Source organism: Photobacterium sp. HL06 (genome assembly GCF_059552575.1).
In genome coordinates this window covers 275,497-291,923 of the sequence record NZ_CM183914.1, presented here as the reverse complement: position 1 = coordinate 291,923, position 16,427 = coordinate 275,497, and the positions used below count along the sequence as shown (strand labels likewise).

Sequence of the window (16,427 nt, the reverse complement as noted above, 5' to 3'; positions counted from 1 at the left end):
TAACTCCTTGACGTTACGCTTTAACAGCTGGTTTTACGATCACGTTGCCACCTGTAGCACCTGGTACTGCACCTTTAATAAGAAGCAGATTGCGCTCAGCGTCAACACGTACGATCTCTAGGTTCTGAGTTGTTACACGCTCAGCACCCATGTGACCAGCCATTTTCTTGCCTTTAAATACGCGACCTGGAGTTTGACATTGGCCAATTGAACCCGGTGCACGGTGAGACAAGGAGTTACCATGGGTCATATCTTGAGTGCGGAAGTTCCAGCGCTTAACGCCACCCTGGAAGCCTTTACCCTTAGATGTACCAGTAACGTCTACTTTTTTGATGTCATTGAAAAGTTCAACGTTTAGCTCAGCGCCAACAGCAAACTCTTCATTGTTTTCTAGACGGAATTCCCAAAGACCGCGACCCGCTTCAACACCTGCTTTCGCAAAGTGGCCAGCTTCTGGCTTAGAAACACGGTTAGCTTTCTTTGTACCAGTAGTTACCTGGATTGCGTTGTAGCCGTCAGTTTCTACAGATTTAACCTGAGAAACGCGGTTTGCTTCAACTTCAACCACAGTTACTGGGATAGAAACGCCATCTTCGGTAAATACGCGGGTCATGCCCACTTTACGACCGATTAGACCAATCATTCTCTTATCTCCCCTTAACCTAGGCTGATCTGGACGTCAACGCCAGCAGCTAGATCTAGACGCATAAGAGCATCAACAGTTTTGTCTGTTGGCTCAACGATGTCGATAAGGCGCTTGTGAGTACGGATTTCGTACTGGTCACGTGCGTCCTTATTAACGTGTGGAGAAATAAGAACAGTGAAACGCTCTTTGCGAGTAGGTAGTGGGATTGGACCCTTAACCTGCGCGCCAGTACGCTTAGCTGTTTCAACGATTTCCGCAGTAGACTGGTCGATCAAACGGTGATCGAACGCCTTTAGGCGGATACGAATACGTTGGTTCTGCATGAGACAGAGCTCCAAATAAAAAATTACACAAACAATATCGCCACTCACACTCGATAAGACGAGGGAATGCCGATTGATTTATGTGAACGTAGTATCCCGTTTGGATACATTGTCAGTCAATCTAATGACTGCGAACATAAGTCAGAGTGTACATTGTAAAACCGTTATTAATAACGATTTTTTCCTCGGTGCTTATTGGTTCACAACCGTCTTCAATGAGACAGTGCGGTGCATTATACAGATCACACTTTTAAGCGCAACCCCTGTTGGAAAAATAATCATATGCGAGAAGCGTCGAAGCGTGAAGCGTGAAGCGTGAAGCGTGAAGCGTGAAGCGTGAAGCGTGAAGCGTGAAGCGTGAACTATTTTAATATAAGCGTACTCGTGTCAAGCGAAAGAGGGTGCCACCTTGTTATCTTCAGCGTTAACTGCCCTCTCCTGTCCGAGCTTATGATACTCATCTTTACCGTCGTGACAGATGAGTAGCAAACAGAGTGGGATTATCAAGAGTTATTGAAATTGGGATACCAGCCAATAAGGAAACTAACTGGCTTTTTTAAGGGTGGTAACCGCGACGGTCTCTTCGATGACTTCCTTAGCACTTCTGATACATTTGCCACATTGCGAGCCAAGTGGGGTAATTTGGCGAATACCACGAACATCAGTGATCCCGTGTTCCTGTGTCAGCTTCATTATTTTCTTGTCGGAAATCCCGTGGCATAGGCAAACGTACATTTCAATTCCATCTTTCAAAGTTGATTGAAGCAATATAAACGAGAATGGTTTCCATTACCACGTAAAACTGCACCGCTTTTAGATAGATCTGTTATTAGCTATAGAGGAATACCCTTTTAAAAATATATACACAGCAATGTCCACCTAACAAGGCACTATAAAGCAGTGATTTACTTCATTCTAAAAATGGCAGGCACAAAAAAGGGAGCCTAAGCTCCCTTTTATCAGTTGTTCAATGGTTACTTAAAATTAAGCAACGATTGTAGCAACAACACCAGCACCAACTGTACGGCCACCTTCACGGATAGCGAAGCGTAGACCTTCGTCCATTGCGATTGGGCAGATTAGTGTAACAGTCATAGAGATGTTATCACCAGGCATTACCATTTCAACGCCTTCTGGTAGCTCGATAGTACCAGTTACGTCAGTTGTACGGAAGTAGAACTGTGGACGGTAACCTTTGAAGAAAGGAGTGTGACGACCGCCTTCATCTTTAGAAAGAACATAGATTTCTGAAGTGAAAGTAGTGTGTGGAGTGATTGAACCTGGCTTAGCAAGAACCTGACCACGCTCAACTTCGTCACGCTTAGTACCACGTAGAAGAACACCAACGTTCTCACCAGCACGGCCTTCGTCAAGAAGCTTACGGAACATCTCAACACCAGTACAAGTAGTAGTAGTAGTGTCTTTGATACCTACGATAGCAACTTCGTCACCTACAGTGATGATACCTTGCTCAACACGACCAGTTACAACAGTACCACGGCCCTGGATTGAGAATACATCTTCGATAGGAAGGATGAATGGTAGATCGATTGCACGCTCTGGCTCTGGGATGTAGTTATCTAGAGCTTCAGCTAGTTCAACAATCTTGTCTTCCCACTCTTTCTCGCCGTTTAGAGCGCCTAGAGCAGAACCCATGATTACTGGGCAGTCATCACCTGGGAATTCGTACTCAGAAAGAAGTTCACGAACTTCCATTTCTACTAGTTCTAGTAGCTCTTCATCATCAACCATGTCACATTTGTTCATGAATACGATGATGTAAGGGATACCAACCTGGCGACCAAGAAGGATGTGCTCACGCGTCTGTGGCATAGGGCCATCAGTTGCAGCAACAACTAGGATACCACCATCCATCTGCGCAGCACCAGTGATCATGTTTTTAACGTAATCGGCGTGTCCTGGGCAGTCAACGTGTGCGTAGTGACGAGTTGGAGTATCGTACTCTACGTGAGAAGTAGAGATTGTGATACCACGCTCGCGCTCTTCTGGAGCGTTATCGATAGATGCGAAGTCTTTAGCTTGACCACCGTACACTTTTGCAAGTGTAGTACAGATAGCAGCAGTTAGAGTTGTTTTACCGTGATCGACGTGGCCAATTGTACCAACGTTAACGTGCGGTTTTACGCGTTCAAATTTTTCTTTAGACACAATCGTGTTCCTTCCTAGTTAAGATACGCCCCCTACTAGGTTAGGGGACGCGTCCGAAGTTTGTATTTTATGCGTCAACGGCAGCTGACGCAATATTCAAATTAAGAGCGTGCTGCAATAATTCGGTCAGCAACATTCTTTGGCACTTCAGCGTAGTCGCTGAATTCCATAGAATAAGAAGCTCGACCTTGAGTAGCAGAACGAAGATCCGTTGCGTAACCGAACATCTCAGAAAGCGGTATTTGAGCACGGATAATTTTCAGACCTGCTGGTCCGTCATCCATACCTTCGATCATGCCGCGGCGACGGTTAAGGTCACCAACAACATCACCCATCCAATCTTCTGGTGTTGTTACTTCAACTTTCATCATTGGCTCAAGAATAACTGGGTTCGCATCTAGCGCACCTTTCCTGAATGCCATTGAACCTGCGATCTTAAACGCCATTTCGTTGGAATCAACATCATGGTAAGAGCCATCATACAGAGTCGCCTTGACGTCCATTACTGGGTAACCAGCAAGCACACCATTGTTCATCTGCTCTTCAACGCCCTTAGATACCGCACCAATATATTCTTTCGGTACGACACCGCCCACAATATCATCAACGAAGACGAAGCCTTCACCAGGCTCCGACGGCTCGATCTTAAGCCATACGTGACCGTACTGACCGCGCCCACCCGATTGACGTACGAACTTGCCTTCAACTTCAGTGGCACCACGAATGGTTTCACGGTATGCAACCTGAGGTTTACCCACGTTACATTCCACGCTGAATTCACGCTTCATACGGTCAACGATGATGTCTAGGTGAAGCTCACCCATACCAGAGATTAGTGTCTGGCCAGACTCATTATCGGTTTCTACACGGAAAGATGGATCTTCAGCAGCTAGTTTACCTAGTGCGATACCCATTTTTTCCTGATCAGCTTGAGAACGTGGCTCTACCGCGATCTGAATTACTGGTTCCGGGAATTCCATACGTTCAAGAATTACTTTGTTATCTTGATCGCATAGCGTGTCACCAGTAGTGACGTTCTTGAGACCAATCGCAGCGGCGATATCACCGGCGCGAATTTCTTTGACCTCTTCACGTTTGTTCGCGTGCATCTGTACGATACGACCGAAACGTTCACGCTTCTCTTTAACAGAGTTGTAGACTGAATCACCAGAGTTCACAACACCCGAGTAAACGCGCATGAATGTCAGGTTACCAACGAATGGGTCGGTTGCGATCTTGAACGCTAGCGCTGAAAATGGTTCTTCATCGCATGAGTGACGCTCAACACTATTACCTAGCTCATCTTCACCACGAATAGCTTTCACTTCCGTCGGAGATGGTAGGTAATCGATAACGGCATCTAGTACTGCCTGAACACCTTTGTTCTTGAATGCAGAACCACAAGTCGCAAGTACGATTTCGTTGTTTAATGTACGCTGACGTAGACCTGCCTTGATATCTTCTTCAGACAGTTCACCTTCTTCAAGGTATTTATCCATTAGCTCTTCAGATGCCTCAGCAGCTGATTCAACTAAGTTCATGCGCCATTCATCAGCAAGGTCTTGCATGTCTGCTGGAATGTTTTCATAAGTGAACGTTGTACCCTGATCTTCTTCCGACCAGTTGATGGTCTTCATCTTGATGAGGTCAACGACACCTTTAAATTCTTCTTCAGCACCAATATTAAGCTGGATTGGCACTGGATTCGCACCAAGACGATTCTTGATCTGATCAACTACCCGTAGGAAGTCAGCACCAGCTCGGTCCATCTTGTTGACGAAAACCATACGCGGAACTTCGTATTTATCGGCCTGACGCCATACAGTCTCAGACTGAGGCTCAACACCCGAAGAACCACAGAAAACTACAACTGCACCATCAAGTACACGCAAAGAACGTTCTACTTCGATAGTGAAGTCAACGTGTCCTGGGGTGTCAATGATGTTAATGCGGTGCTCTGGAAACTGAGCTTCCATACCACGCCAAAATGTCGTAGTAGCAGCAGATGTGATAGTGATACCACGTTCCTGCTCCTGCTCCATCCAGTCCATGGTTGCAGCGCCGTCGTGAACCTCACCAATTTTGTGAGATAGGCCTGTATAAAACAGAATACGCTCGGTAGTTGTTGTCTTACCGGCGTCAACATGAGCACAGATACCGATGTTACGGTAGCGCTCGATAGGCGTTTTACGAGCCACGGCTGTATCCTCTTACTAAGGTTAACCTTAGAGTATGGTTTAGGCGCAGCAAGCATTGCTTGCTGCGCCCAGTCGTTATTACCAGCGGTAATGTGCGAACGCTTTGTTCGCGTCTGCCATACGGTGAACGTCTTCACGTTTCTTAACAGCAGAACCTTTGTTGTCAGCCGCATCAAGCATTTCACCTGCTAGACGCTGAGCCATAGATTTTTCACCACGCTTACGCGCAGCTTCAACCAACCAACGCATAGCTAGTGCGTTACGACGTACTGGACGTACTTCTACAGGCACCTGGTAAGTTGAACCACCAACACGGCGAGATTTAACCTCTACCGCAGGGCGTACATTTTCAAGAGCTTTTTCGAATACTGATAGGTGTTCTTCACCAGAACGCTCAGCCATAGTTTCTAGTGCAGTGTAAACAATTTTTTCTGCAGTAGATTTTTTACCGTCAACCATTAGGATGTTAACGAATTTTGCCAGCAGCTCAGATTTGAACTTTGGATCTGGAAGGATCTTACGCTGACCGATTACGCGACGACGTGGCATGGATGTATCTCCGTTGTCTTCTTCAGGTTATCCAAAACTTTTCAGTTTCTTCAAAATTAAAATAATTTAAATGTTTGGCCTTACTTAACGGAATCCATTAAGACTTAGGACGCTTAACACCGTACTTAGAACGACCTTTCTTACGGTCGTTAACGCCTGCACAGTCAAGTGCACCACGAACGGTGTGGTAACGCACACCTGGTAAATCTTTAACACGACCACCACGGATAAGAACAACTGAGTGCTCCTGAAGGTTGTGACCTTCACCGCCGATGTATGAAGTAACTTCAAAGCCGTTAGTTAGACGAACACGACATACTTTACGTAGTGCGGAGTTCGGTTTTTTAGGAGTAGTAGTATATACGCGAGTACATACACCACGCTTCTGTGGACACGCTTCTAGTGCAGGCACGTTGCTTTTAACAACTTGCTTTTCACGTGGCTTGCGTACCAACTGGTTAATAGTTGCCATTAAATAGCTCCTGAAAATTACTTTCGTAAATGTGAAAAATCCGCCTCCCAACAACAGGAGGACGCGAAATTTTATTCATCGCACATTTAGGTGTCAAGATATATACAACAATCAATCAGGTGATCATTTCTTAAACAGTGAGAAAAACCAGAATATCATACAGCGTTATTAAGAAGTTTACGCCCATTTCATCTGAGTTTCATGCTTAACCGTCAGGAGTACAAACTCTTTATAATCAACAACTTTGCAAGAGATGTCAGCTTTTAACAATAACCCTCTGGCAATGAGATCGGCTTCCAGTAAATATATTTTTACACCTGATTTTTTTATTGCCTCACACCAGATATTTTTTTCAATTCCGGCAAATACCGCATCCTGAATCAGCAAAATTTCGTCGTCCGGGCTTATATAGCGTAGACAACGTTGTAGGGCTTGGGTGTGAAAAGGGGATGTTGAGATGATATGGAGCATAACGGCCTCAGAAACTTAGAATACGCTGACACTGATGTAGTTTGACAGTAATATCGCACTGACTGAGCAATTCAGCCGCAATCACGATCTCATTGCTATCAATGTTACGCTCTATTAATGAGTGTTGGCAGACATAGATATTTTCAATGTCATAAAGTTCAAGCATTTTAAAGGTGGCAATATAATCGCGGCACAGCACCTGCTCAGGTTGCTGGTTTTTCAATAGTTGAAAAACACCGTCACCGATAAAAAATACATGAAGATCTTCACTATAGGCCGAGGTGGCCAATATGGCATCCAGCCCTTCCCGCCCACTACTGGTGCCATGCGGTGCGCTGTGAAATACAAAGCCTAGCGATTTCATTGGACTCTCTTGAGTGATAAGGGCTTAAAACTGAATAACGCGATCAGCGGTTAACATGGCCTCAGCAAGGCCGCCAAGCCCTGCCTGCTCGAACCCCTGAGCCAGATTATGGCCCGGCAGTTGGTTTTGCTGTGCTTCTTGCTCGCTGACCACCCCACGGCGCAGTGCCGCGGCAACGCAGGTCTGCAGTTCAACCTGATTGGCTTGCGCCAGTTGCTGCCAGCCTGCTACTAGGTCAAACTCATCGGAGGCCGGGGCCAACAGCGCCGAACCATTATGGACACCGTCCTGGTAAAAGAACACGCGTGACAACTGGTGCCCCTGTTCAATCAGCGCCTCGGCAAACTGAAAAGCCGAACGGGCAGCCTGCGTACCATATGCCGGACCATCAACCACCAGCACATAATTCAAGGTCATTTTTCGCCGTCCTCGGTCTTGCGTTGGCGAATATAGAGATAAACTGTGTGCTTGGAAATGTTCAGCCGCTCTGCCACCCGGTTGATAGCATCCTTAATATCAAAAATACCCTTATCGTACAGCTCCATCACGATCTGGCGATTCTTGGCATTATTCGAAACATTCTTATCAGCATTGATCTCTTCGATCGTACGTTCAACGGTCTGATCCACCAGCTCATCAACGTCACTGGCAAAGTTGACAGTCGACGCTGCCTGCTTGGCCTCATCGGTCGGCATAAACGATTGCAGGATCTGGGAGAAAGGTGCATCCAGGTTGATGTTGATACAGAGCAGGCCAATCACCCGATCCTCGCCATTGCGGATCGCAATAGTGATCGACTTCATCAGATCGCCACCCTTGGCACGGGTAAAGTAAGCGCGGGAAAAGTTACGTTCCGAGCCTTCAATATCACGCAGCATACGCAGGGCCAGATCGGTGATCGGCGAGCCGACCTTACGTCCGGTATTTTCACCGTTGGCGATTTTAATGGCCGATGTATTCAGATCCGCTAATGAATGCAGCACGATTTCACAAAAAGGACCAATCAGCGCAGCCAATCCATCAACCACAGCCTCATAGGAACGCAGGATGATGTAATCATGTTCGCTGAATGCACGCGGCTCAATTAAGTCACTTTCAACCATGACTTCTGGGCCAAAGTTATCTGTAGATACCACTTGTCATATTTTCCTTGCTAAACCCTATTTATTTAGTTTCACCACCACTTGGAATAATGAAAATAAATACAATGGGTATTAATTCAAATCTTGCTTGCAAGTTTATCAGAATATTGACACCTGCCTGAACATTTATCTGGCTGGCGCAATCGCAATTTAAATAGAAAAAACCCGGCAGATGCCGGGTTATGTAGTCATTGACAGGCTTATAGGTACCCAAAAGCCGTCATCAGCGATCAATTACTGTGTCACTTCTTCCGCTGGCTGCTGTGCTTTGACAATATCAAGCAGCTCAACTTCAAACACCAAGGTAGAGTTTGCCGGGATGCTTGGGTTAGCCTGTGAGCCGTATGCCAACTCTGGCGGAATAACGAACTTGAACTTAGAGCCGACAGGCATCAACTGAACACCTTCTGTCCAGCCTGGGATCACCTGGTTTAGCGGGAACGTTGCCGGTTGGTTACGCTTGTAAGAGCTATCAAACTCGGTGCCATCGGTTAGCATACCTTTGTAGTGAACCTTAACGGTATCAGTGGCGGCTGGCTTGTCGCCTTCACCCTGGGTCTCCACCTGGTACAATAGGCCAGAATCTGTCTTCACGACACCGGCTTGTTTTTCAAATTCAGCACGATATTCTTCGCCCGCTTTGATGTTTTTCTCAGCTTCTGCGTTCGCTTGTTCCGCCACCATGTCAGACACACGCTTGTCCAGTGCCTGAAGCGCCTGCTGCGTTTCTTCAGGTGTCAGGCGGCTCTTGCCAGCAAACACATCGCTGACGCCAGCCAGCACCTGTTCACGATCCAGATCCAAACCTAGCTCTTTTTGCTGTTCCAGGTTCGCCGACAGATATTGTGCCAGTGACGCACCAATTGCATATGCCGCTTTCTCATCTTCAGAGGCAAACGCAGCTGGCGCGGCTGCATCAGATGCAACCTGCTCTACCTTTGCAGGTTCTGCAGGTTTTGCTTCAGCCGCTTTTTCATCTTGGCAGCCTACCGCTAGTAGGATTGTCGCAGCCAAAACAGACATCTTTAGAACAGGTTTCATGTATTTCTCCATCAATCGATGAGGGAATGCCTCATTTTTATAATCGGCTATTCAGCATTACTGTGAAAAGCTCGCTATATCAATATACTAATATCAATCGTATTAAGTCACTGCTAATCCTATTTTTTAATCAGTGACTTAATACGATTGTTCTCACTCAATCTATTAGCAAAACAAACCGGAACCAGACCTTAATGCACAAAAAAATACAAGTCATTAGCATTATTTTGGCACTGATTACCCTGACGGGCTGCTTTTTTTCGGGCTCAGAGGCCAAACGCTGGGATATCGCTCCCGAGGGCGCAACCAGTTTTAGCCTTAGCCGAGACGGCCGTTTTGCTATTTTGCACTCAACTCAACAAGGTATCGTGCTCTGGGACTTACAGCAAAACAAAAAGTTAGCTGATTTTGGTTCTCAAGACCCACATCACAATACCGTTCTCACCAGTAAAATTTCTGACAACAGTCGCTACGCCATTACCGCAACAGCACAAAATTTTGCAGTTTGGGATCTCGCATGGGGTCAATCAGATGGCCTTTGGTCTATCTCGGACGGGGTCATCCGTGATGTCGATATCGCCAGTAACGGCCAGCACATCTTGCTGGGATTATCGAACGGTAAAGCCCTTTACATCGACTTGGGCAGCGGACGTCGACTAGAGTTCCTTGCCCACCAAGAAAAAGTTAATTCAGTGGCACTTTCGGCTAACGGTCAATTTGCCCTATCTGGCGGCAATGACTATTTCGCCTATCTGTGGGATACCCGCAACGGTCAGATCATCTATCAATTTGAACATACTTCGCGGATCAGCCGAGTGGCCCTGCAACGAGACGGTAAGCTGGCCTTAACCGCAGACGGCGGCAACGACGCCTTTATCTGGGATCTCAGCAGCGGTGAGAAACAAGCCGCGCTGGCTGTTCGCCTGCGCCAGCAAAATTTATCCAGCGCCCGCTTCTCCGATGATGGCAGCCAGCTGGCAACAGGTACTCCGGCAAGACGCATTGAATTATGGGATACAGCGACCGGCGACAACCTCGGCCGCTGGGAAGCGGCCCCGCAACAAGATACTCGACCACCGGCAGCAGTGGTGTATGATGTCGCCATTACTCCTGACGGACAGGTTATATCCGGCACATCCGCCGGCATTGCCCAGGCTTGGACCACAGATTAACACCGGACGAATTCGCCCTATGACTGACATTGAGAAATTACAGGCTCAAATTGACGAGCTGGAGATGAAGCAGGCCTTCCAGGAACAGACTATTGATGATTTGAACCAGGCGCTGACCGCACAGCAGTTTTTAATCGACGAGATGCGAGTACAGCTGAAATTTATGGTTGGTAAAGTGAAAGGAATGCAGACATCGAATATGGCCGATGAATCTGAAGAGACACCGCCGCCGCATTATTAGAGCCTTCGGCGGAAGCAGGAAGCACCCACGCCTCTTACACGAAGTGTAAATACGCTTCCAAGGCGAAGCCTTTTGCAAAGCAAAAAAACGGGAAGCCTAGGCTTCCCGTTTTTATCAGTTCTTAAGAAGAGAGCTTCTTAGTGAGAACAGCCACAGCCGCCTTCACCGCAACCGCCTTCTTCTTTATGCTCGTGCTCATGGTCGTGGTCGCCGCAGCTACCGCCACCACAACAGCCGCCACCCTGATGGATGTGACCGTGAGCGATTTCTTCTTCTGTTGCCGCACGTACCGCTACAACTTCAGCGTTAAATGTCAGGGTCTGACCCGCTAGCATGTGGTTACCATCAACAACCACGTGGTCACCGTCGACTTCTGTTACTTCAACAGGAATTGGACCCTGGTCAGTATCTGCCAGGAAGCGCATACCCACAGTGATTTCATCAACACCCTGGAATACGTCAGCAGGCACACGCTGAACCATTTCTTCTACGTGCTCACCGTATGCATCTTCAGGAGCAACAGTCACTTCAAATTTTTCGCCCGCTTCGCGACCTTCTAGTGCTTTCTCCAGACCAACAATCAAGTTGTTGTGACCGTGAAGGTAATCTAGTGGTGCTTCAGCTGTTGACTGATCAACAACCACGCCTTCTTCAGTTTTCACTTGATAAGCTAGGCTTACTACGATGTCTTTAGCGACTTTCATGTTTACTCCGATATGTAGATAGTACCGTTTCATCGTGACTGGGCTGCAGGCTCAAATCACGATGAAACGGTACTCAATATAAATCTGCCCCTGCATCATAACGGATAAAGGCACCTTGATGCCAATATCTGCTCGCTATTGGGGTTTAAAGATCCCTATCACTTGCTGTTTGGTCTGCTGCGAAAGCTGTTCACTTTCCGCTACAGCCTGCGGAACGCGGCGGTCGGTGTGGTGACATTCCACACACTCAACCATCTCAACGTCGTTTTCTTGCCACCAGCGCAGCGTGTCTTGTTTTTTACATTCCGGACACACGGCACCGGCAATAAATCGTTTCTTTGCCATTCTACCCATTCCCTTACAACGGGTTGTTATGACATGCATTCATAACAACCTCGGACTAGTCCCAACCATTATGCCGTTCACGCTCACCACGCATTTCACGGTCAAAAATTTCTTCCAGCTCTTTACGGGCTTCTTTCGATCGTGATGCCAGATGAACATCCTCAGAATGCTGCGGCAACAAATCCTGCAAGGCTGTAGTATCGAGTTTACGAAAGTGTGCTTCAGCCCGCTTGGCTTTATACGGGTGCATACCCAAAGATATGAGGGCCTGACGGCCTAAATCAAGGGCCCCAGCAAAAGTTTCCCGCGAGAAGTTATCAACACCGTGACTAAGTAATTGATGTGCTTCAACCCGGCTTCTTGCACGCGCCAGCACTTTAAGCTTAGGAAAATACTGCTGGCACAGGGCAACCACTTCCATCACCTCATCGGGCTCATCGGTACAGATAATAATGGCTTCAGCTTTGTCGGCACCCGCCGCCCGAAGCAAATCGAGCTGAGTCGCATCGCCGTAATACACTTTATAGCCAAACTTACGCAGAAACTGGATCTGGCTCGGATCTCGCTCCAATACTGTCACCCGGATCTTATTGGCAAATAACAACCGACCAACAACCTGGCCGAAACGACCGAAACCAGTAATGATCACCCGGGGCTCACGGTCAATCACATCGCTCTCAAGCTCTTCCTCCTCGGCCTTAAACGTGCGGGCAAACCATTTAGCCTGCAACAATAAGAGCAATGGGGTCGTCATCATCGATAGACTGACCACCACCAACAAAAACGCCGACAATTGAGCCCCCAGCAATCCTTCCCCCAATGCCGCGGTAAACAAAACAAAGGCAAACTCACCGCCCTGACTGAGGATTGCAGCCATCTGGCTGCGAGATTTAGCCCGGATCCCAAATAAACGTGCCAAGCCATATAACAACAGCCCTTTAACACTGATCAGCGCAAAAACAGCAGCCAGGATCTGCAACGGGTATTCCAGCAACAACCCGAGATTGACGGCCATACCCACCGAGATAAAAAACAGCCCCAGCAATAATCCCTTAAACGGCTCAATAGCAATTTCCAGCTCATGGCGATACTCACTTTCTGCCAGCAGCACGCCGGCCAGGAAAGTACCTAATGCCATCGATAAACCTAGCGACTGCATGCCTAGGGCAATACCAATCACCAGAAGCAACGCAGCGACATTGAATAGCTCACGCACCCCGCTCACCACCACCCAGCGAAACAATGGCCGAAGGAGGAAATGCCCACCAACCAGCAACGCCAAAATACCGCCGATCATCCAGGCGAAATCAAGCCAGCTGCCGCCGCCACCTCCCGCCAATACTGGTAGTACTGCCAGCATCGGGATCACCGCAATATCCTGAAACAGCAACACGGCAAAACCCGACTGCCCCGTTTCGCTACCGTCGAGATTCTGCTCTTCGATAACCCGCAGTGCGATGGCCGTGGAAGACAGCGCCAGCCCCATACCGACCACAACAGCATCCCGCCAGCTGATCTCAGGCAAAAACGAGCGGCAGGCCATGACGATAGCCGCAATAACCGCACTAGTCACCACCACCTGGCCACCACCCAGCCCAAGGATAGGCTTGCGCATCTGCCACAGTTTCTTGGGATTGAGCTCAAGCCCGATCAAGAACAGCAGCAGAACAACCCCGAACTCGGAAAAATGCAAAATAGCATCAACATCAGAGATCAGGCGAAGCCCCCACGGGCCAATGGCAATCCCCGCCAACAGGTAACCCAGTACCGAGCCCAGCCCCAGCCGCTGGGCAATTGGCACCGCGACGACTGCCGCGGCGAGAAATACCACACTGACTGACAGTACATCACTGGCCATATTCAGCCTCCTTGCCGCTACCAAGCGGGGCGATCAACCAGTGACGGTAGTCTTGAACATGTTGCTCAAGCTCCTGCGCCGGGATCCGCCTGGCCCAGTGCAATACTAGCGGCTCTAGCCATTCCATCTGGCATAAATCTGCAGACAGTGCGAAGGGCTTTAAAATGTCAGCGATGCTACAGCGGTTATAGCCGTCCGGTGTATAGGCCTCAGCGGCTCCGCCTGTGGTGATCACCGAGCGCCAGTACTTGCCTTTGGTCTCGATTCCGTCACCATGGGCAAAGCCCTTGCTCAATATCACGTCCATCCATTCTTTGAGTAAAGCGGGGCAGGAATACATATAGAGGGGATGTTGAAAGACAATAATGTCATGCTGGCGGAGTAGATCCCGCTCATGATTAATATCGATAAAAAAATCAGGGTAAGCGGCATATAAGTCATGTACTGTCACATGCTCAAGATTATCGATCCCCTTTAGCATCTCGCGATTAGCCACCGACTCCTGGGGATCCGGATGGGCATAAATCACCAAAATTTTTGGCCGTCCTGGTATGGTCATAGTTTCCCTTACAGCTTCCTGCGGATTATTCCTTCAGGCGCAACGTCTATCATTATCTCTATACACATCATACATAATTGTTACTCAAGCGGATCGCCTGAATCTACATTCATAATCATATCGTTCTCAATATAGCCCGGCCATAATCATCGAGTTAGCAGTCAGTGGCCGTTTGGTATAGACTGCCGCTCATTTCGTGTACTTTATTTTGCGGAGCGGGGCTACCCCGACACTGTCGATGATTACCTTTTCGGACATTCAGCTTTTACGAGGCGGTAAAGCCCTTCTCGATAACGCCACTGCCACCATTCACCCCGGCGACAAAGTCGGCCTTGTGGGCAAGAACGGTTGTGGTAAATCTACCTTATTTGCATTACTAAAAGGTGAATTGAGCGTAGACGCAGGTACCTGCCAGTTCCCAGCCAACTGGGAGCTCGCCTGGGTTGCGCAGGAGACACCAGCGCTGGAGCGCCGTGCCATTGAATATGTTATCGACGGTGATCGTGAGTACCGTCAGCTAGAACATGATTTAGCTGCCGCTGAAGAGGCGAACAACGGCACCAAAGTTGCCGAGCTCCACGGCAAGCTGGATACCATTGGCGGGTACAGCATCAATGCCCGCGCGGCAGAGCTACTCGATGGCCTGGGGTTCTCGCAAGAACAAATGCAATGGAACCTCACCCAGTTCTCGGGTGGCTGGCGAATGCGTTTGAACCTCGCCCAGGCCCTGCTATGCCGCTCTGATCTGCTGCTACTCGATGAACCAACCAACCACCTGGATCTGGATGCCGTGATGTGGCTGGAAAAATGGCTACAGAACTACCGCGGTACGCTGGTTCTGATCTCCCATGACCGTGACTTCCTTGACCCGGTCGTCAGCCGCATCATCCATATCGAGAATCAGACCCTGAACAGCTACACCGGTAACTATTCATCGTTTGAAAACCAACGGGCGGAAAAGCTTGTCCTGCAGCAGGCCATGTACCAGAAGCAACAAAAGCAGATGTCACATATGCAGTCGTATATTGACCGCTTCCGTTACAAGGCTAGCAAGGCACGCCAGGCACAAAGCCGGATCAAGGCGCTGGAGCGAATGGAAAAGGTGCTACCGGCCCAATTCGATAACCCGTTTAGTTTCGAGTTCAGAGAACCGTCTGCCCTGCCTAATCCCATCATGATGATGGATCAGGTCGCGGCTGGTTACGGTGACAACCTGATCCTAGAGAAAATCCGCCTTAACCTTGTCCCGGGGAGCCGGATTGGCCTGTTAGGCCGCAACGGTGCCGGTAAATCGACCCTTATCAAGCTGCTGTCCGGCGAGCTGCCAGCACAAGCGGGTGATCTGACCTACTCGCAAGGCGTTAAGATTGGCTACTTTGCCCAGCATCAGCTGGAAACCCTGCGTCTTGATGATACGCCGGTACAACACTTGGCGCGTATTGCCCCGCAGGCAACCGAACAACAACTCCGTGATTATCTGGGCAGCTTCGGTTTCCTTGGTGACAAGGCCCTCGATAAAGTCGGCCCGTTTTCCGGTGGTGAAAAAGCCCGCCTGGTACTGGCTCTGATTGTCTGGCAGCGCCCTAACCTGCTACTGCTTGATGAACCGACCAACCACCTTGATTTGGATATGCGCCAAGCCCTGACGCTCGCCCTGCAATCGTATGAAGGCGCGATGGTCATTGTCAGCCACGACCGCTACCTGCTGCGGGCGACAACTGACGATTTGTACCTAGTGCACGATCGCCACGTAATGCCATTTGACGGTGATCTTAATGACTACCACAAGTGGCTGACCGAGCAACAGCGAAACGAACGTCGCGAATTACAGGACAGCAAACCAGAAACAACCAAGGACAACAGCGCAGCATCGCGCAAAGAGCAGAAACGACTAGAAGCAGAGTTTCGCAAACAAACTGCACCACTGCGTAAGAAAATCGACAAGCTGGACAAACAGATGGAAAAGCTGTCCGCAGAGGTCGCGGATGCAGAGACGCAGCTGTCTGAACCTGCGATCTATGAAGCAGAAAACAAAGTGCGCCTGAACGAGCAGCTAAAACGCCAGGGAGATGCAAAATCATCGCTTGAAGAGGTGGAAATGGAATGGATGGAGCTGCAGGAAGAGCTGGAAGAAATGGAAAGCCAACTCAATAGCGGCAGCTAATACCAACAC

Annotated in this window: 19 protein-coding genes; 3 read left to right on the top strand and 16 right to left on the bottom strand. The window is 48.7% G+C overall.

All coding sequences use genetic code 11. The features are described 5' to 3' along the window. Positions 1-13 precede the first annotated feature (13 nt). The 12 genes from rplC to fkpA form a co-directional block, all read right to left on the bottom strand. Positions 14-643 (bottom strand): 50S ribosomal protein L3, encoded by a 630-nt coding sequence (gene rplC, locus AC51G0_RS01375; protein ID WP_075762925.1) that lies wholly within the window; start codon positions 641-643, stop codon positions 14-16. A 14-nt stretch (positions 644-657) separates the two neighbouring features. Then, positions 658-969, bottom strand: coding sequence for a 30S ribosomal protein S10 (gene rpsJ / locus AC51G0_RS01370; RefSeq protein WP_002541412.1), 312 nt, complete (start codon positions 967-969; stop codon positions 658-660). Between the two features lie 543 nt (positions 970-1,512). Beyond that, positions 1,513-1,704: a bacterioferritin-associated ferredoxin gene (gene bfd, locus AC51G0_RS01365; RefSeq protein WP_496300389.1), complete on the bottom strand. Its 192-nt coding sequence runs from the start codon at positions 1,702-1,704 to the stop codon at positions 1,513-1,515. A 249-nt stretch (positions 1,705-1,953) separates the two neighbouring features. Further along, positions 1,954-3,138, bottom strand: a complete 1,185-nt coding sequence (gene tuf / locus AC51G0_RS01360) for an elongation factor Tu (RefSeq protein ID WP_496300388.1) — start codon at positions 3,136-3,138, stop codon at positions 1,954-1,956. A 101-nt stretch (positions 3,139-3,239) separates the two neighbouring features. Further along, the gene (fusA, locus tag AC51G0_RS01355; protein ID WP_496300387.1) at positions 3,240-5,336 is read right to left on the bottom strand and encodes an elongation factor G; all 2,097 of its coding nucleotides are present in this window, start codon (positions 5,334-5,336) and stop codon (positions 3,240-3,242) included. 78 nt (positions 5,337-5,414) lie between these two features. Beyond that, positions 5,415-5,885, bottom strand: coding sequence for a 30S ribosomal protein S7 (gene rpsG / locus AC51G0_RS01350; RefSeq protein WP_496300386.1), 471 nt, complete (start codon positions 5,883-5,885; stop codon positions 5,415-5,417). A gap of 97 nt (positions 5,886-5,982) precedes the next feature. Continuing rightward, entirely contained in the window at positions 5,983-6,357 is a 375-nt protein-coding gene (gene rpsL, locus AC51G0_RS01345; RefSeq protein ID WP_128785183.1) for a 30S ribosomal protein S12, read from the bottom strand. Between the two features lie 177 nt (positions 6,358-6,534). Further along, positions 6,535-6,828, bottom strand: a complete 294-nt coding sequence (gene tusB / locus AC51G0_RS01340; RefSeq protein ID WP_496300385.1) for a sulfurtransferase complex subunit TusB — start codon at positions 6,826-6,828, stop codon at positions 6,535-6,537. A 7-nt stretch (positions 6,829-6,835) separates the two neighbouring features. Continuing rightward, complete coding sequence (gene tusC / locus AC51G0_RS01335) at positions 6,836-7,192, bottom strand: sulfurtransferase complex subunit TusC (RefSeq protein ID WP_496300384.1); 357 nt, start codon at positions 7,190-7,192, stop codon at positions 6,836-6,838. Between the two features lie 24 nt (positions 7,193-7,216). After that, positions 7,217-7,609 (bottom strand): sulfurtransferase complex subunit TusD, encoded by a 393-nt coding sequence (gene tusD, locus AC51G0_RS01330; protein WP_496300383.1) that lies wholly within the window; start codon positions 7,607-7,609, stop codon positions 7,217-7,219. Further along, a complete protein-coding gene (locus AC51G0_RS01325; protein ID WP_496300382.1) occupies positions 7,606-8,328 on the bottom strand; it encodes a helix-turn-helix transcriptional regulator in 723 nt (240 codons plus the stop codon). Before AC51G0_RS01325 ends, tusD begins: the two co-directional genes overlap by 4 nt. Before the next feature lie 240 nt (positions 8,329-8,568). Further along, positions 8,569-9,375 carry an FKBP-type peptidyl-prolyl cis-trans isomerase gene (gene fkpA, locus AC51G0_RS01320; protein WP_496300381.1) on the bottom strand — a complete coding sequence of 269 codons (807 nt, stop codon included), beginning with the start codon at positions 9,373-9,375 and terminating at the stop codon, positions 8,569-8,571. Positions 9,376-9,569: 194 nt separating this feature from the next. Between fkpA and AC51G0_RS01315 the strand changes: the two genes are divergently transcribed. Further along, on the top strand, positions 9,570-10,547 hold the full coding sequence (locus AC51G0_RS01315; protein ID WP_496300380.1) for a WD40 repeat domain-containing protein: 978 nt from the start codon (positions 9,570-9,572) through the stop codon (positions 10,545-10,547). Positions 10,548-10,566: 19 nt separating this feature from the next. Next, the gene (locus tag AC51G0_RS01310) at positions 10,567-10,788 is read left to right on the top strand and encodes a SlyX family protein (protein WP_496300379.1); all 222 of its coding nucleotides are present in this window, start codon (positions 10,567-10,569) and stop codon (positions 10,786-10,788) included. 137 nt (positions 10,789-10,925) lie between these two features. On the opposite strand, the gene slyD is transcribed toward AC51G0_RS01310, so the two are convergent. The 4 genes from slyD to kefG all read right to left on the bottom strand — a co-directional run bounded on the left by slyD (position 10,926) and on the right by kefG (position 14,254). Beyond that, complete coding sequence (slyD, locus tag AC51G0_RS01305) at positions 10,926-11,492, bottom strand: peptidylprolyl isomerase (RefSeq protein ID WP_496300378.1); 567 nt, start codon at positions 11,490-11,492, stop codon at positions 10,926-10,928. 135 nt (positions 11,493-11,627) lie between these two features. Next, positions 11,628-11,837, bottom strand: coding sequence for a YheV family putative zinc ribbon protein (locus tag AC51G0_RS01300; protein ID WP_496300377.1), 210 nt, complete (start codon positions 11,835-11,837; stop codon positions 11,628-11,630). Positions 11,838-11,892: 55 nt separating this feature from the next. After that, positions 11,893-13,695, bottom strand: a complete 1,803-nt coding sequence (gene kefB, locus AC51G0_RS01295) for a glutathione-regulated potassium-efflux system protein KefB (protein WP_496300376.1) — start codon at positions 13,693-13,695, stop codon at positions 11,893-11,895. Then, positions 13,685-14,254: a glutathione-regulated potassium-efflux system ancillary protein KefG gene (gene kefG, locus AC51G0_RS01290; protein ID WP_496300375.1), complete on the bottom strand. Its 570-nt coding sequence runs from the start codon at positions 14,252-14,254 to the stop codon at positions 13,685-13,687. The genes kefB and kefG overlap by 11 nt, the downstream gene beginning before the upstream one ends. 238 nt (positions 14,255-14,492) lie before the next feature. Here kefG and AC51G0_RS01285 point away from each other — a divergent pair, with 238 nt between their 5' ends. Then, entirely contained in the window at positions 14,493-16,418 is a 1,926-nt protein-coding gene (locus AC51G0_RS01285; protein WP_496300374.1) for an ABC transporter ATP-binding protein, read from the top strand. Positions 16,419-16,427: the final 9 nt, after the last annotated feature.

What these genes read in the sequence shown, in the direction of transcription:
- rplC (WP_075762925.1), bottom strand. Translation starts at nt 643, where the DNA reads ATGATTGGTCTAATCGGTCGTAAAGTGGGCATGACCCGCGTATTTACC.
- rpsJ (WP_002541412.1), bottom strand. Translation starts at nt 969, where the DNA reads ATGCAGAACCAACGTATTCGTATCCGCCTAAAGGCGTTCGATCACCGT.
- bfd (WP_496300389.1), bottom strand. Translation starts at nt 1,704, where the DNA reads ATGTACGTTTGCCTATGCCACGGGATTTCCGACAAGAAAATAATGAAG.
- rpsG (WP_496300386.1), bottom strand. Translation starts at nt 5,885, where the DNA reads ATGCCACGTCGTCGCGTAATCGGTCAGCGTAAGATCCTTCCAGATCCA.
- rpsL (WP_128785183.1), bottom strand. Translation starts at nt 6,357, where the DNA reads ATGGCAACTATTAACCAGTTGGTACGCAAGCCACGTGAAAAGCAAGTT.
- tusB (WP_496300385.1), bottom strand. Translation starts at nt 6,828, where the DNA reads ATGCTCCATATCATCTCAACATCCCCTTTTCACACCCAAGCCCTACAA.
- tusC (WP_496300384.1), bottom strand. Translation starts at nt 7,192, where the DNA reads ATGAAATCGCTAGGCTTTGTATTTCACAGCGCACCGCATGGCACCAGT.
- tusD (WP_496300383.1), bottom strand. Translation starts at nt 7,609, where the DNA reads ATGACCTTGAATTATGTGCTGGTGGTTGATGGTCCGGCATATGGTACG.
- fkpA (WP_496300381.1), bottom strand. Translation starts at nt 9,375, where the DNA reads ATGAAACCTGTTCTAAAGATGTCTGTTTTGGCTGCGACAATCCTACTA.
- AC51G0_RS01315 (WP_496300380.1), top strand. Translation starts at nt 9,570, where the DNA reads ATGCACAAAAAAATACAAGTCATTAGCATTATTTTGGCACTGATTACC.
- AC51G0_RS01310 (WP_496300379.1), top strand. Translation starts at nt 10,567, where the DNA reads ATGACTGACATTGAGAAATTACAGGCTCAAATTGACGAGCTGGAGATG.
- slyD (WP_496300378.1), bottom strand. Translation starts at nt 11,492, where the DNA reads ATGAAAGTCGCTAAAGACATCGTAGTAAGCCTAGCTTATCAAGTGAAA.
- AC51G0_RS01300 (WP_496300377.1), bottom strand. Translation starts at nt 11,837, where the DNA reads ATGGCAAAGAAACGATTTATTGCCGGTGCCGTGTGTCCGGAATGTAAA.
- kefB (WP_496300376.1), bottom strand. Translation starts at nt 13,695, where the DNA reads ATGGCCAGTGATGTACTGTCAGTCAGTGTGGTATTTCTCGCCGCGGCA.
- kefG (WP_496300375.1), bottom strand. Translation starts at nt 14,254, where the DNA reads ATGACCATACCAGGACGGCCAAAAATTTTGGTGATTTATGCCCATCCG.
- AC51G0_RS01285 (WP_496300374.1), top strand. Translation starts at nt 14,493, where the DNA reads ATGATTACCTTTTCGGACATTCAGCTTTTACGAGGCGGTAAAGCCCTT.